Origin of the sequence: Paenibacillus donghaensis (genome assembly GCF_002192415.1) — a bacterium.
Lineage (GTDB): Bacteria > Bacillota > Bacilli > Paenibacillales > Paenibacillaceae > Paenibacillus_AQ > Paenibacillus_AQ donghaensis.
The window spans coordinates 3,041,107-3,056,896 of record NZ_CP021780.1 but is presented as its reverse complement, the minus strand read 5'-3'; the positions used below and the strand labels follow the sequence as shown (position 1 = coordinate 3,056,896).

The 15,790-nt window shown below is 43.9% G+C and carries 14 protein-coding genes, 1 pseudogene and 1 riboswitch; of the genes and pseudogenes, 3 read left to right on the top strand and 12 right to left on the bottom strand.

The genetic code is table 11. The annotated features are described in order from the left end of the window. Positions 1-101 precede the first annotated feature (101 nt). From B9T62_RS13130 to B9T62_RS13105, 6 genes are all read right to left on the bottom strand, one after another. Positions 102-1,691, bottom strand: coding sequence for an extracellular solute-binding protein (locus B9T62_RS13130; RefSeq protein ID WP_245864446.1), 1,590 nt, complete (start codon positions 1,689-1,691; stop codon positions 102-104). Positions 1,692-1,824: 133 nt separating this feature from the next. Next, complete coding sequence (locus B9T62_RS13125; RefSeq protein WP_245864445.1) at positions 1,825-2,700, bottom strand: carbohydrate ABC transporter permease; 876 nt, start codon at positions 2,698-2,700, stop codon at positions 1,825-1,827. A 14-nt stretch (positions 2,701-2,714) separates the two neighbouring features. Next, entirely contained in the window at positions 2,715-3,665 is a 951-nt protein-coding gene (locus B9T62_RS13120; protein ID WP_087915659.1) for an ABC transporter permease, read from the bottom strand. A gap of 273 nt (positions 3,666-3,938) precedes the next feature. Next, positions 3,939-4,127, bottom strand: a complete 189-nt coding sequence (locus B9T62_RS13115; RefSeq protein WP_087915658.1) for a hypothetical protein — start codon at positions 4,125-4,127, stop codon at positions 3,939-3,941. Between the two features lie 194 nt (positions 4,128-4,321). Beyond that, positions 4,322-5,743: a flotillin family protein gene (locus tag B9T62_RS13110; RefSeq protein ID WP_087915657.1), complete on the bottom strand. Its 1,422-nt coding sequence runs from the start codon at positions 5,741-5,743 to the stop codon at positions 4,322-4,324. Between the two features lie 22 nt (positions 5,744-5,765). Next, positions 5,766-6,302 carry an NfeD family membrane protein gene (locus B9T62_RS13105; protein WP_483869957.1) on the bottom strand — a complete coding sequence of 179 codons (537 nt, stop codon included), beginning with the start codon at positions 6,300-6,302 and terminating at the stop codon, positions 5,766-5,768. A 167-nt stretch (positions 6,303-6,469) separates the two neighbouring features. After that, a riboswitch (cyclic di-AMP (ydaO/yuaA leader) is annotated at positions 6,470-6,655 on the bottom strand. A 275-nt stretch (positions 6,656-6,930) separates the two neighbouring features. Here B9T62_RS13105 and B9T62_RS13100 point away from each other — a divergent pair. Genes B9T62_RS13100 through B9T62_RS13090 form a run of 3 tightly spaced genes read left to right on the top strand, consistent with a single transcriptional unit; the run spans position 6,931 to position 10,622 of the window. Next, positions 6,931-8,355 carry a spore germination protein gene (locus B9T62_RS13100; protein WP_087915655.1) on the top strand — a complete coding sequence of 475 codons (1,425 nt, stop codon included), beginning with the start codon at positions 6,931-6,933 and terminating at the stop codon, positions 8,353-8,355. Positions 8,356-8,391: 36 nt separating this feature from the next. Next, positions 8,392-9,486, top strand: coding sequence for a GerAB/ArcD/ProY family transporter (locus B9T62_RS13095; RefSeq protein ID WP_157685592.1), 1,095 nt, complete (start codon positions 8,392-8,394; stop codon positions 9,484-9,486). Beyond that, complete coding sequence (locus B9T62_RS13090) at positions 9,483-10,622, top strand: Ger(x)C family spore germination protein (RefSeq protein ID WP_087915653.1); 1,140 nt, start codon at positions 9,483-9,485, stop codon at positions 10,620-10,622. The genes B9T62_RS13095 and B9T62_RS13090 overlap by 4 nt, the downstream gene beginning before the upstream one ends. A gap of 43 nt (positions 10,623-10,665) precedes the next feature. On the opposite strand, the pseudogene B9T62_RS13085 reads toward B9T62_RS13090, so the two are convergent. The 6 genes and pseudogenes from B9T62_RS13085 to B9T62_RS13060 form a co-directional block, all read right to left on the bottom strand. Continuing rightward, a pseudogene (locus B9T62_RS13085) lies at positions 10,666-10,830 on the bottom strand (ABC transporter permease); the annotation flags it as partial. Between the two features lie 211 nt (positions 10,831-11,041). Continuing rightward, positions 11,042-11,848, bottom strand: coding sequence for a sugar phosphate isomerase/epimerase family protein (locus B9T62_RS13080; protein WP_087915652.1), 807 nt, complete (start codon positions 11,846-11,848; stop codon positions 11,042-11,044). A gap of 36 nt (positions 11,849-11,884) precedes the next feature. Continuing rightward, on the bottom strand, positions 11,885-12,622 hold the full coding sequence (locus B9T62_RS13075) for an EthD domain-containing protein (RefSeq protein WP_157685591.1): 738 nt from the start codon (positions 12,620-12,622) through the stop codon (positions 11,885-11,887). 124 nt (positions 12,623-12,746) lie between these two features. After that, positions 12,747-13,697, bottom strand: a complete 951-nt coding sequence (locus tag B9T62_RS13070) for an LLM class oxidoreductase (protein ID WP_087915650.1) — start codon at positions 13,695-13,697, stop codon at positions 12,747-12,749. Between the two features lie 88 nt (positions 13,698-13,785). Next, entirely contained in the window at positions 13,786-14,364 is a 579-nt protein-coding gene (locus B9T62_RS13065) for a TetR/AcrR family transcriptional regulator (protein ID WP_087915649.1), read from the bottom strand. A 405-nt stretch (positions 14,365-14,769) separates the two neighbouring features. Beyond that, entirely contained in the window at positions 14,770-15,699 is a 930-nt protein-coding gene (locus B9T62_RS13060) for a hypothetical protein (RefSeq protein ID WP_087915648.1), read from the bottom strand. Positions 15,700-15,790: the final 91 nt, after the last annotated feature.

Sequence of the window (15,790 nt, the reverse complement as noted above, 5' to 3'; positions counted from 1 at the left end):
TCCTCCGAATAATAGAAACACTGTTCGAAAATAGCAAACGAAATTCGGATAAACCACTGTGAAGAACAATAAGTGGCTTATCCGAATACAATGAATTACTTTTAGTTGGCTTTGACTTCTCTGTAATTCTTCACATTCTCATCTTGAACAGCCTGACCGCCGGCGTCCATATATTCCTTCACCAGCTTGTCATACAAAGCGTCGAACTCTGCCGGCTTGGCAACGACCAGCCTGTCAATCATTTGCTTGTTCATGTCACCCAACGTTTTGCCGTACTTGATATTAGCTTCGTTCGGGACGCCATAGTAGAAGCTGGTATAGCCGTCTGTCGTATTGATCTTGTATGAATCGATAGCCAGTTTCTCATAGTTCTGGTCTCCGGCTGCTAAAGCTGCTGCATACGTTCTGACATTCTTTTCGGTTTCGCCCAGCTCTGCGCCGTTTACAACCAGAGTATAATCCAGATTCAGATTGCTCATTTGCATATTTTTGCCGGTTTGCGCAATCCCTTGGGGGATGCCGTCTACCAACTTGTGGTTGAGGCCTTCTTCGCCGAACTGCAGGAAGAACAGCACTTCCGGGTCAGCCATCCAGTTCAGATACTTCATGGCTAGCTCCGCATTCTTACTGCTTTTCGGGATAAAGGAGAAAAGCCCGTTCTCATTGTATACCTCTTTCAGGTATTTTCCCTCATAGTTCTTGAAGGTATCTACAGGAACAAAGTTGGCACCCGGCGCATTTTGCAGCAGCGGATCACGAATTTTTTGCAACAGCGGATAATCCCAGTTGGCAGCGTAGAAGCCTACCTTGCCGTTGCTCACATCGGCATCCGCTTGCTTGGTTGTTTTGTCCAGAGCAAAATCGGGGCTGATCAGCTTTTCATTATACAGCTTGTTCAGCCATTTGAAAGCATCCTTGTGGCCTGGCTTCAACCAGTTGGTGGTGGTAATGAATTCCTCCTCCGACATCGCACCCCAGAAGGATTGTACCAGGTTACCGAAGGTGTAGTTCATGCCGGCTGCCGCTGTTGCCCACGGAATGACACCGTTTACATCACCGGGGTTCTTGTCGCGGAAGGCAACCAGCGTTGCATACAATTCATCCCGGTTAGTCGGAACAGGCATTCCCAGACTATCCAGCCAATCCTTGCGGATAAACATACCGTTCCAGGCAATCAGAGTCCGCTTGCCCGGGATGGAGACTTGTTTACCATCATATTTCCCATAGGAAAGAACTTTCTCGCCCAGGTAAGACTTCAATTGCTGGCCTTGGTTCTCGAGCAATTCATCCAGTGTATAGAGGCCATTGCTTTTGGCGTAGCGGGTTACTAAAGTACCGTCGTAGGTGAAGGAAATATCAGGAGCCTGGTTGGCAGCCATTAATACATTCAGCTTGTCTACTTCCTGGGAGCGGGGTACAGAAACATATTCTACAATGGCGTTATTGGGCTTGCCGAATTTTTCATTGACGTATTTGGTCCACGTGTTGTTGTTCAAGTCCGGCTGCCCCTGAACACCTCTGTCAAACACTTCCACAGTCAAGGTTACAGGAGGATCAGAAGGTGATGCTGATGCAGCGGTTGACGCCGCCGGTGATGCCGTCTCTCCACTCTTCTTGTCATTACCTCCACAGCCTGCCGCAACACTGGCCAGAAGCGCTGTACTAAACAGAACTGCTGATATCTTCTTCATGCCCATATTCACTTTAAACCACCCTTTCATGCCCGTATTTATTGAAATCGTCCACGCTGTAAATCCCTTGCATCTTTACATCCATCATCCACCAGCCCGGGAATCCCTCCCTTCATTCTAATATGTTTTACCATCAGCCCTTGATAGCTCCGGTCATCACACCATCTACGAAATACTTCTGCAGTTTGGGATAGATCAACAAAATCGGGATGGTTGTAAACATAACGCTGGCCGCTTTCAGTGACTCAGGCACAATGTAGGAGCCGATACTTCCTTCTCCTCCTTGTTGGCTATCCAGCTGCTGATTGGCCGAAATGATCTGGTACAGCTTCAACTGCATAGGATACAGTTCCTTTTTCGTAATGTAGAACAGTGCATCCTGGAATCCGTTCCATCTGTCCACCGAATAGAAGAGGCTTAATGTGGCAATCGAAGGCAACGAGAGGGGAAGCACAATCTTGATGAGAACACCTAGATCCGAACATCCGTCAATAGCAGCCGATTCCTCCAGACTCTCCGGAAGAGAAGTGAAGAAGGTCTTCAGGATAATCAAGTTAAACACGCTCATGGCGCCCGGCAGAACCAAACTCCACACCGTATTCATCATCCCCAGGTTTTTAACCAGAATATAGGAGGGAATCAAACCGCCGCTGAAATACATGGTGAAGACCAAGGCTGACAAAATAAAGTTTCTTCCCCACAGCCGCTTCTTCGTTAACGGATACGCTGCGCAAATGGTCAGGAACATACATACGATGGTGTAGAAAATCGTAAGCACAATACTGTATCCAAGCGTATAAAGCATATCCACATCGCTCAAGATGGTTTTGTACGTTTCTGTTGTGAAGCCTACCGGCCACAGTCCTACTTTTTGGGAAACAATCGCTTCGTTAGAGCTGAAGGAAAGCGCTATCATGTACAGGAACGGAACAATACATGTGAAGGACAAGGCCACAATAAATGCAATTATCGCAATATCCGCTACACTCATTTTTTTCTTTTTGCGCATAGTGTTCGCCATCCTCACCATATCCCATCCTCACCTAATTTCTTCGCGATATAGTTAGCGGAAACCAGCAGGGTCAGGCCAACCACGGATTGGAACAATCCTACCGCTGTTGCCTGGGAGAAATCTCCCGAACTAATACCAACTCTGTACACGAAGGTACTGATAACATCGGAGTATTCGCTAACCAGTGAATTCCCCATCACGAAGGGACGATCGAACCCGATGGAAACCATCCTGCCAATTTGGAGAATCAGCAAAATATTGATGGTTGGCTTAATGCTGGGCAGTGTAATATGCCACATTTTACGAAGCCTGGTACAGCCGTCCATATCGGAGGCCTCATACAATTCCTTATTGATTCCGGTAATGGCTGCCAGATAAATGATGGTCCCCCATCCGACATTCTGCCATACGCCAACGGAGATATAAGTGATCAACCAAGGTGTTTTCTGCGACAGAAACTCGATTTTCTCTAAACCAAGGCTAGCCATGAAATTATTGACCATACCGCTATTGGAGAACATCAGGTATACGATACCCCCAATAATAACCCAGGACATAAAGTGAGGCAGATAAAGCACGGTCTGGGTCAATTTCTTGAATTTTGCCTGTCTCACTTCATTGAGCAGAATCGCCAGCAGAATAGGCGCCGGGAATCCCGCGATCAAATCCAGAACATTCAGGACCAGCGTATTCTTCAGTGCACGATAGAAGCTGTCCTGCTGGAAAATAAACCGGAACACATCCAGTCCAACCCACTCGCTACCCCTTATTCCTTCAAAAATGTTGTAATCCTGGAATGCCATAATCAATCCATAGATGGGAGCATATTTAAAAATGGCAATATACGACAGAGGCAGCAGCAAAAGGGCGTACAGGATGGCATCTCTTTTTATCCTGAGCCAAAAAGTGTTTCTTCTTTTTATTCCGATATGGTTTCGTTTACTGTCTAAAACCGCTTTCATTTCTCTCATCCCTCCGGCTGTATTAAGGAGCTCTCATGTCCTGTCCTTCATTATACCTACCGGAGCAAATAAGAAAATGTACTCCCTTAAATGAATTTTGTAATAAATTAAAATGTGGGAGGGCTACAGCAATTTTTTTCTGAATTCCTTTGGGGAGCATTGGTTGTATTTATAGAAGATTCGAGTTCACCATTATAAAACAAGCCCCCTCTCAGGGGTACAAAATAAGCCGATCCAGTAAAGGATCGGCTTATTTTTATAGCTTTCTTAAGTTCAATCACGTTTATTCTCAACAGATTTCATACGGTTTTGATCGTCAGGCAGACGGTCATTACTGAATTCCTGGCCTGCTTCTAACTCACCATGGCCGCAAACACTTCGGGAAAAATTTGTGAACTGCCTTTTTTGCTCATCCAGCTCGTGTTTACGCTTAAGAAGCTCCTGCGGATCCTGATTTGTCATAATGTTAACCTCCTAGGAAATCAAAATAAGTCTCCAAAAATGGAATCATGCTGTTTATTCGCACTACAGAAGTTTTCCATAATAGAGCGGTGCTTATGCAAGAAATTCAAAATCCAGCTTCTCTTTAGTTCTTATAAGGGATCAGCTATTTGATATTCAGATCCCTTCTATACTAAGTTTACGAAGCTATAGAATTATTGCTCTTTATCCCGGCCGAGCAGTCCGCTGAGAGCCTCTGTCACGTTCATACCGGTAAGCGTCTGTGCCAATTCAGGAACTTGGGCCATGATTTTGGCGATATCGCCGGTAATTTTGTTCACGCCGGATGAAGCTCCATCCTGGGATATCACTGTAATCTTATCGACCTTGGCCAGCGGGGAAGCGATTTTGTCAGCCAGCTCTGGCAGAACCTTCAAGAATTCCACTATAAGTGCGGCTTGCGTGAACTGTTTGTACGCTTCAGCTTTCTTCTCCAGTGCCCCCGCTTCCGCCGCACCGGCCAGTTGAACAATTTCCGCGTTGGCTTTCCCCTTCGCCAGTTCTGCTTCCGCTATTGCTAGCCCCCGATTGGTAATTGTGGCCGCCTCTGCTTCCGCCTCAAGAATTTGCCGCTGCTTGGCTGCTTCCGCTCTCATGATCGTAGCCTGGTTCTCCGCCTCAGCAGGCTTGATCACCGTTGCCTCCAACTCCTTCTGTCTCAGCTCAACTTCGATTTCCCGGACGGTCCGGTTGGCCTCCGCTTCCATCTGCGTGATCTTGACCTGTTCGGTAACCAGCGACTGCTTGATTTTGTTCTGCTGCAATTCGTACGCAAGATCCGCTTGTGCTTTTTTCACTTCAGTCTCCAGCTTGAAGTCCGCCTGCTTAATGTTCAAATCCTTCTCGAACAGAGATTCCTTGGCCCGAGCAGCGGTTCCCGCTTCAATGGTGGCCTGATGCGCATTGGCTTTGGCAATGGAGGATTCTTTCTCTGCCTCGGCTTGTTTGATCTGAATGTCGCGTTCCGCTTCCGCCTTGGCGATGCTGGCATCGCGTCGGATGCGCTCAATTTCCGGAACCCCCATATTGTCGATATACCTTTTGTCATCAGTAATTTTCTTAATGGTGAAGCTGACCACCTCAAGCCCCATCTTGTCGAGGTCTTCCGAGCAGGTCTCCCGCATCTTGCTGTTGATTTCGTCAGGTGTCTTTAGAATGGATTCCACTGTTAATTGTCCGATCAAGCCGCGCAAATGGCCTTCCACCGAATGCAGGATAATCGTCTCGCGGTCTTCTTCCGGCCTGTCGATAAACTGCTCACTGGCAGTCAGAATAGCGGTAGGATCGCTTTTAATCTTAATCTGAGCTACCGCCTCTAGGTTGAGCTTGATGCCCTGCCGGGAGAACATCGCCTGCGCAGGGATGACATCGAAGCTCATCAGCATCATGGAGATGGTCTTATTGTTCTGGAAGCCGGGGATGACGAACGTCCCGCCGCCCTGAACCACTCTTTTTCCGCCGAGGCCGTACACAATCATCGCCTGATTGGGCGGAACCTTTTTATAAGCGTTCACAATACTGAACAAAGCCAGCAGGATAACAACAACAATTGCCGAGATTAAATAAAGAATAACCATTCGGTTCGACACTCCCCGTTATTTATAATTGGTCGATTTTCCTCTCGAAGAGGGTTACTGCCGCCATTCCTTTATCCACCTTTAGAATAATCACCCTGTCGCCCCTCACGAGCTGCTGGCCGGTTTCTGCCCGCACTCCAATGGAACGCATCGTTCCATGCAGCACATATTTCATTTCTCCAACAGCTCCATCCATTGCAGAAATGCTGATGTACCCGAGTTGTCCCGCCTGCTCATAATCCATTTTATTCATGCTACTATCATACCGAGTCATCACCCGGGCCAGCACCACATACATCAGACAACCCAGAAGCAAGGCAACCACGGTGCAGATCAGCACCACTGCAAGCATATTCATACCGCTGAACCGGGTAAGCACATAACCAGTGCCACCCCAGACCGCGACAAACACCATTAGAGGGAGTATGGGCACAAAGCCCGGACCACCAGCATCGCCACCTCCCACATGCAGATGACCCGCCAGGCCATGCCCATGAAATCCGCCGCTGAGGAGAAGCATTAATCCAACCCAGAAACACACGATAAATACAGTAACGATAACAATCCCCCCTTTAAAGCATTTTAGATAGTGCCTAATGTCTCTGATTTTCGTTGTTATGAGATTTCTAGTCCTTCATACAGACCAACTTTTCTTTCTGCATGCGCAGCAAAAAGACCACAGAAGCGTCAGGGCTCTCCGTGGTCGGTTAATCGATCATGGCGCTCATCCTCTCTCTTCGAGGCTTACGGGGTTAGCTGACGGATTCGGGCAGCGAGATTGCCCTACCTTGCCAGATCGGCTTCTCAGCACGCAGCAAGGATTCACCCCAAGTGAGCGGCAGCATCAGAGCGAAAGCCGCAATCACCATTGGTTCCCCCGTTCCCACTATCGGAATTCAGCCATTTGAGAACAGTTATATTACATTCGGTTATTGATTGAATCTTACGCCTGTGGCCATTTAATGTAAAACGTTGCGGATGGCAAAAGAAGCCCAAAATGCCCCCTCTTCACGAATGAAGGCGCATTCTTTGGTTTTGTTCTTAAGCGGTCGATGATTTGCTCATTTTCGCTCCGCTTCAGAACTCTTATCTCATTTCTATCACACATTAAAGTTCCCGTCAGGAATATTCTGCAAATCATTCGGGAACGTTAACAGCAAAACTAATCGAAAGGTGAGCGCCTTATAATGACTAACCAAACTCAGACCTCATTTCCTTCTGTAGATCAAAATTCCGATTACATCGAAGCCGCACTGTTCTATACAAGTGACCTCAAAAAAAGATGCTTATCCTTTCACGGAAAGGAAGGAATGGTCATTTATCTGGAGTCTCTCACTGATACAGATTTGATTGAACGAAATGTGATTGTTCCTTTTAGCCGTAATCAGGACAAAGACCTTCCTGAGCTGTTCACAACACTTAGTTTCAGTTTGGAAACAGAACTAAACCAAGGTATTCAGGGGCTTCTTGAAGGAAGCTGTCTTTATTTTTTAGAAGGAACGTCTGAATTTTATGTCCTCTTCACTCCTGCCAAATACGAACGAAGCATTAGCGAACCTGAGAATGAAGGGGTTATTCGGGGACCTCATAACGGTTTTATTGAACAGATGAAGGTTAACTTATACCTGATTCGGAAACAAATAGCATCCCCAAACCTTATTGTCCGCTACTTCACACTTGGAAAATTCGCCCCCAAACAGGTAGGCATGGTATATATGGAGAATATCGCCAAACCTGAATTGATAAAGATTGTAGAATCAAGAATAAAGAAGATTTCGCTCGATTGGGTAATCACCACTGGCTTTATTCAGGAATTGACGGAGGATAACTCCTTCTCCATATTTCCACAACTAATCAATACGGAGCGTCCGGACCATACCTCATCCTATTTACTGGACGGATATGTCGCCCTACTGCTGGATGGGGACCCTACAGCTTTGATTTTGCCGGCGAGCTTCTTCAGCTTTTATCAGACACCGGATGACTATAACAATCGATGGATGATCGCTTCTTTTGTCCGGTTTATCCGTCTGATCGGCTTTGTAACAGCATTTCAGTTGCCAGCGCTCTACATTGCCACTGTTTCTTTCCACTCCAATGTCCTTCCCTTGCAATTGTTCTTTTCGATTCAAGGTTTATTGACCCGGGTCCCTTTTCCTCCGCTGATTGAAGCGATGCTGCTTGAACTTATATTCGAACTGTTGCGGGAAGCAGGACTTCGTCTGCCCAACCGTGTAGGTCAGACTATTGGGATTGTTGGGGGGTTGGTTATCGGGGATGCAATTGTTAAGGCAGGACTGGTTTCTTATTCGATGATCATTGTTGTAGCGTTGACTGCCATTGCATCTTTTCTTATCCCTTCCAACGAAATGAGCTCTGCTATCCGGTTTATGCGGTTTCCATTGATGATTGCTGCCTCATTATTCGGATATATTGGGATATCATTTGGGTTAACACTCATTTTCATACATTTGTGCAAGCTAGAATCTTTTGGGCAACCCTACCTTAGACCATTAAGTCCGTTAAATTTTCAAGGCCTGAAGGATACCTTCGTACGCTTTCCAATTTGGTCCATCCGAAAGAGTACAAGCAACCCAAAAACGAATAAATGATCATTAATCTACACAGTACTTACAGGAGTTGATACGGTGGCTCAAAAAGAAAAAAAGATCACAAGGGGACAACTCTTCCTTTTTATTATTCAAGCCCAAATCGGTGTTGGTATTCTGTCTCTTCCTAACAAACTTAACGAAACTGCCAAAGGTGGAGGTGGACTTTCTGTTTTAGTTGCAGGGGTTATTACCCAACTTGTCATCATTCTCCTGTGGGTCCTGCTGAAGAAATTCCCCGGTCTTAACCTATTCGGTATTTGCATAAAACTTGGAGGCCCGATTATTGGCAGTCTATTGATTATTCTGTACATCGGTTACTTTATTCTGCTTGGCTCCAATATTATGCTTAGTGCCGTTGAGGTGCTCCGGAGATGGATGCTGCAAACTACGCCAAGATGGGCTGTACTAGCTCTTTTTTCTATCATGACTCTCTATCTCGCAAGAGAAAAGCTGACAGTATTGGCAAGATTTTATACGCTAGCTTCCATGCTTTTTATTCCACTGTTTTTATTTATCATCTATGGATTAACTCAAGCCCATCTAGAAAATATGTTACCGCTATTGGAAAAAGGTTTCTGGAATATCGTAAAAGGAGCAAAGGAAACAACCATATCTATGTATGGTTTCGAATTAATGCTGATCATCTACCCGCTGTCTGAAGGTACAGATAAACAAAAATTGATAACGGTCAGTCTCTCTAACTTGTTTGTGACTCTGTTCTATTTCTTCGTGGTCTCTACCTGTCTGATGTTCTTTAACTCCGAGCAAATCAAAATGATTCCCGAACCGGTCATTTACTTAATGAAATCTCTAAGCTTTTTCATTATAGACCGTGCAGATATCTTGTTTTTGCCGATCTGGACCATAACCCTTGTATGTTCTATCGTAAGCTATTGCTATGCAGCGTCCATGGGGTTCAGTGTTTTATTGAGACGGAAAAGCCATCGAAATTTTACTCCGTTTGTGAAAATCATTACATTTATAATCGCGCTTGCGCCAGTCACTTCTGTTGGCATTCATCTACTGGATACAGCCTCTACATATGCTGCCTATCTCTTTATTGGTGGACTCCCGCTGGTAATGTTAATCATTTCTCTATTTATAAAGAGAAAAGGAAGTGGCCTTGCATGAGATGGCGCGTGAAATTAGGAACGTTTGCACTGTCGGTGTTGATTATTCTTTTCCCCCTCAGCCTCACCGGATGCTGGGACCGGGAATATTTGAAAGACTTGCATCTGGCCTACAGTGTGGGGTTTGATCTAAGTGAAAATGGAATGATAAAAGAAACTGTGGAATTAATCATTCCACCTGATATTGAGCAAAAAGCTACTACGAGCGAAATTCATACGAGTTATGGACATAACCTACGTAGTGCCAGCAATGAGATGCGTAATCGAGTGAGGGGAAACATAAGATTTCTTAAAAATGGTTTTCAATTATTTGGAAAGTCAGTGGCCGAGCATGGCCTTTACTCTAATTTGGATGTGAACTTCAGGGATCCAACCAACCCGACATCCAACGTTAGGGTAATTATTGCGGAAGGAAATGCCTCCGACATTCTTGAACAAAAAATGGTTGGGGAATTAAAGATTGGCGAATTCATTACACAAAAGATTGTAAGTCTTGAGGAAATGAGTGTATTTCCAAAAGAAACGTTAGATACCGTGTTCCGATTCCTGAAGGATCCTGGGCAGGACTTTGCTCTTCCCTATATAGCTATAGAAAGCAACGAGATTATCACGAAAGGATTGGCCCTTTTTAATGATCAGTATTATAGCGGGATGCTGAACCCAGATCAGTCAATATTACTAGTCCTACTGAAGGGGCAAAAGGGAAAAAATGCGCGATTCACAAAGAAAATTGTTCTGGGCTATCCGGACAATATACAGGAGTACATTACCATTAATGTAGGTTTAAAAAAAGTGAAACGCAAATTCAAGGTATCGGTTTCTGCTGACGAAAGTGTTGAAGTCAATTTGGAGTTAAAACTTCAAGCCATCGTAGAAGAGTTTCCCGGAGAGCGTTCGTTAAAAGAGAAAGATCTTCAAAAAATTAATCAAGCACTTTCGGAAATTCTCACAAAGGAAGCCGAATCGGTTGTGGAAGAAGTCCAAAAGGCTAACTGTGATATTTTTGGTGTTGGGAGAAAGCTTATTGCTTATCATCACAATGTCTGGAAGGAGAAAAATTGGTCTAAGGATTATCGTAAAGTACAATTCCATCCTAAAGTGGAGGTTAAAATTGTAGATACCGGCATTCTTGAGTAGAGATTCCCAACATTCTAAGGTGAATATCCGCTAAGCTCATGAGCTAATATTTGTCGGTTCCCGGCAGCTGCAGACGTAGGCCGTTAGTGAAGAACAGCCGGTAAATGAGTACGCTAAGCAGTATACTTGTAATGGCAGCGGATGACGTGAAAGAGAAGCCGATGAGTATCTGATAACGCACGGCTATGACCGGATTGGCTCCTCCCAGAGTAATATGCTTGTCCTATAAATATAAAAGACTGATCTTCAATATATGAAGATCGTCTTTTTAACTTTGCATTTCTTTTTGAATTTTCATTGCATAAATCATTGGCTAGCGACTTTCAATGGGACCATGTTCTTGTCCCTCGACATGTTAGCACCCTTAGAAATTCATCAGTAAACCCAGAGGTTTTTCCAAAGTTATTTAGCAGCAGTAATCATTTTTCATTATCTTGTAGTATCAGTATAGAGCGTTCTAATTTTGATATTATATCCCCGCTCCAGCCCCATAACATGACATTATACATTCCTCTAAATCCAACTTTTTTTACTTCACTAAGAAGGAGCAATAGGTCTAGTTCACCTTCATACAAAGGTTCAAATGTGGCAACTCCCCAGGTTCCATATGGAGATTTACGTGTCCCAGTAAGACTTACTTGCTTTAAATAAGGTGCTATGTCTTGTAAGGTTTGCGATAAATTCATACCGGAAACTGCAAACCAATGGATGACATTAAATACGAGCCCCAAGTTGGGGTGAATGATTTTATGGCAGAGTCTCGCTGCATCTTCATGACGTTCTATCCAATGACCAATATGTGCATATAATAAAATAGTAATATTCCGTCTTTCAGCAATTTCCAAAGCTTTGTTTAGCCAATTTATCGCAATCGCATCACCCTTCGGATTAGATGGTGCCACACCAGGGGCTACTCGTTGAATAGGAATTTTAACTATACAACCGTTATCAATGGACTCTAGCAAATGAAGTATTCGTTCATTTTGCGGGTGATCGAATCCCAAAGCCAAATCCGCCACCGTAACTACAGCTGAAAAATCCAGTTCGTATTTATCGTTCATACGGCTATAATTCTCGATCGCAATAAAATCCTCATCTGACCATAAAGCTACTTCAAATCCATCAAACCCGACCGCTCTTAGCATTTTATATTGAATATCAGTTTCATATTTATTACCGATAGGATTTATAAAGTCTGGAACCATTATAGATACTTTTTTACTCATAGGGTCCCCCTGGTTTTGTTAGTTGAATAGCATTAATTAGGAGGGCCCTACTTTTGATTCGTATTCTTCAAGTATGAACATTTGAGTCTTAGATCGGTCTTGGAAGTTTTCTTCATCTTTAGCGATTCTTGTTGCCGAGTCCGGGTGTTCAGCCAGTGCTTTCTCGAAGGATTCGCTATCCTTAAACCATAGTTCAGTCAGTACATCAAATGTTGCTTCGATAATGCCTGTTTGTGGTTCAATATCTGGTATCATTGGATGCAAGTATCTTCTAGCATAGCGTGCTGCGTTTGTACCAAAGAATTCCTCACCCAGCTTAGCGTGTTTAGATTCGTAATAATTGATAAACTCCTGCAACGACATTCCAGACTTGCGTTTAACCATAGCCAGCACTTTAAAATAAGGTAACGACCTATCCCCACATTCAGAATCGTGTTCTTCAACTGTGAACATCTGTGTTTTAGATCGCTCTTGGAAATTTTCCTCATCCTCAGCGATTTCAACCAAGGCCTCAGGATGCTCAGCCATCACTTTTTCGAAGATCTGCCTGTCTGTAAACCATAGCTCGGTTACTACATCAAATTCGGACTCGGCACCTCCCGATTGCGGTTCCGTAACTGGTGCCATTAGATGTAGATATCTTCTAGCATAGCGTTCTGCACATGTACTATAATATTTCTCTCCCAACTTCGCATGTGTTGATTCATAATAATCGATAAACTCCTGCAATGACATTCCGGACTTGCGTTTAACTAAAGCAATTATTTTAAACATAGTGTTTTCCTTCTTTCTTATGATTTTAATGAATAACAGATATTGATCGACATGTGTTGCTGCAAGATGTGTGTACTTCAATCACCTCCCAAACAAATGTGACAGTTTCAATGCTTTTCATAAATTATTCTTCATGAGTGCATTTAAAATGTGGAACCACAAACTCTCCTATCTCTTGTATGACTTCCTCTACAGGTCGGTAGCCGAATTTCAGAGCCAGGGGAACATGATTAATTCCGGCTTCTTGCAAAGAATAAAAATATTCAATCAAAAATTTATATCCTGTTTTGAATCCCGATGGTGACAGTGCAAGTGGTACCTCATTCGGATCTTCAGAAAGAACGATCCCAAATGGTTGGATAAAAGGCTTAAATTCTCCTGCTGTCAGACGCCATTGTTTAATTAGTTCACGTTGACGATCTGGAATTTGAGGATAGAAAAGCCACCCATCCGTATTTCTGGCTAGCCACTCAATTGATTGGCCCGAAAAACCTGTACCAAAGACAGGGATATCTGATAATGTTGGTTTTGGAATAATATCTCCATAATTCATATCTACTCTTATTGTTTGAATTTTAGGGAACGGTTCTCTCCAAACTTTTTTTACGACATCGATAGTCTCTCTGAATAACGCAGCTCTTTCTTCTCGATTCACTTTAAAAGCAGGAAATTCAATAGGACGATCACCTGTTGCAACACCAAACAAAAAGCGTTCTTGGGACATTTTATCCATAGATGCTGCCGACTTTGCCAAGTGAAGCGGATGTCGATAGGTTGTTACAATACTGGATGTACCTAATGCTATCCTTTGCGTATGAGCTGTCAAATATCCGAGAAATATCCAAGGATCATAAATTAGACCAGCGTCTCCAAATGAGGGATCACGCAGTGGCGAATCCCTAACCCACAAGGAGGCAAATTCCATCTCTTCTGCTTTTTTTGCGAGTCTCATTTGCTCTTCCAAATCCATCTTAGGCATCTCTGAATAATTTTCTATTGGAATTTGCAATCCTATTGTTAATTTGTTCTCTTTAAATGATCGTGCAAAACCATTATGCGATCTGAATTTCTCCATATTTTCCTCCTAATTTCTAAATTTAAATCGAACGTTCACTCTAAAGTTGTGTAAAAAAGTAACCGGTCCGAGTACCGGTTATTTGAAGCTATTTTCCTTTGGATACCGATTTCCAGCAAAAGCTAATCAATACTTTAATCATATCATCGCTCAATTCTTCATTCAGATGTTCTTTTAGGAAAAAAACAACCGAGCCGTAGTTCAACTGAACCATCAAGTGTGGATCAAATTCAGTGAAAAAATTCTGCTTGATCGCTTCAGCATAAAGGATCTCCAAAGGCCCGCACCAGCTATCCTTAGTTACTTCATCTTTAGTTGATTGATAAATGTAAGGTGACGAAGAATATCTTTGAATAAATTGAGAGGCATCTGGATGCTCTTTATAGAACTTAATGAAATTCTCCCATGCACGATAAAAACGTTCCTGAATGGAGGTAGGATCATAGAAATTATTTAACACATAATCACTGCATTCCTTCGTAACAGCCTTGTAAAGCTCATTAATAATATCTTCTTTACTCTTAAAATAATAATATATATTACCCGTTGATATGCCAGATTTTTTAGAAATTAGAGACATTGAAGTTGACTGCAACTCTTTTTTCATAATAATTTGCAGTGTTGTTTCTAAAACCGTTTTTTGAACTTTATTATATCCTTCAAACATGTAAAGTCACCCCCTTATAGAATCTTGAGGAAATGTTAAATCGAACGTTCATTCTAAATATAAAGATGACACGGTGTTTTGTCAATCCATTAACCACAGTCCAAAGCGAACGCGCTCAGATTATATTGCTTGATGATGCTCTCTGCTGACTTAAATCCGGATATTCAAACAGTGAATGTATTCTAAATAGATATCTATAATCTCCATTTCCCCTATTGTCATACTTCAGTACGAATTGCCTGGGCATCATGAGTATAACGGCTCCGTATTATATTCAATCCCTGTATTTGCATCCGAACGGCCGCCAGGTTAGCGTCCTGGCCTGGGACACACTCACACGACCGTCTCCCGGTATTCTATCATGGCTTGGGCTTGGCTGTGCTTTTAACACTTAAATCGTTCTCCCTATGTAGCTAACCGCCCAAAGACCTGCAGCAGCAGCAAATTCTCAATGGCGATATGTGCCTTCCACCAGTTCTCGCTGATCGCATACTCCCGCTCATACCCCGCCCAGCTCCAGGTCAGATTCCAGATCCCTTCGGGATTTCTGGTCTCCAGCAGATAATCCAGCTCTTGCTGCATCAATCCTGCTTGATCTGCATATCCGGGGCTTTGCGGTGACTTAATAAAAGCGGACGGTCTGCAACTGTATCCGCTCCATTCTGCAGCATCCCGGGCAATCAGCCGTGCGCTTTGCACCTGGACTGCCTCCTGCAGCGAAGAGTAAGGGAACTGCTCCTGCAGATCCGCCCAAGCGATGCATTTCAGCAGAGTGGCAACACATTTCAGCGGGTGCATTTCAAGTTCCGGATCCCGCAGGAAAAACTCCGCCAGTCCCCGTGCGATGTCCACTCCGCGTTCAAATAATGCACTATCCCTGGCAGTAAACTTCAGGATGAACCCAGCCAATATTGCTGTCGGGTTATAGAAGCTGCGTGCAGTGCTGTCCGAACTCGTATGCCACCAGGGTGCGTGGGGATAATCGTTGTTGGAGGCTACGACATTGTTCCACGTCCGGTCTTCCATGTCCACACCGCTGTCCAGATATTTCAGGATGCCCTGCACAATTGAATGTTCAGCATCCTCAAATTCCAATTCCAGCAGTCTCTCCACAGCGGTTGCCGTCTGGATAGGGGTGGAATTCGGATTCCACGCATCCGCCTCCAAGGCATGGCCGAAACCGCCATCTTCATTCTGATAAGCTGTCAAAGATTCCAGCACAGGTGATATTCCGCCATTTTCAAAGTGAAACTTCCATCTCGCCAGATCCAGCGGGCGGGCATTGTGGTAGATCCAGCGCCTTATAACCTCGTAATCCTCCAGCAGCAGCTTCATGAACAATCTCCTTTTAGCAAAATAGGTATGAATACTATGCTATCTTTATTACTATATTAAAGAGACTTCCATTAAAATACAAGGGAACACA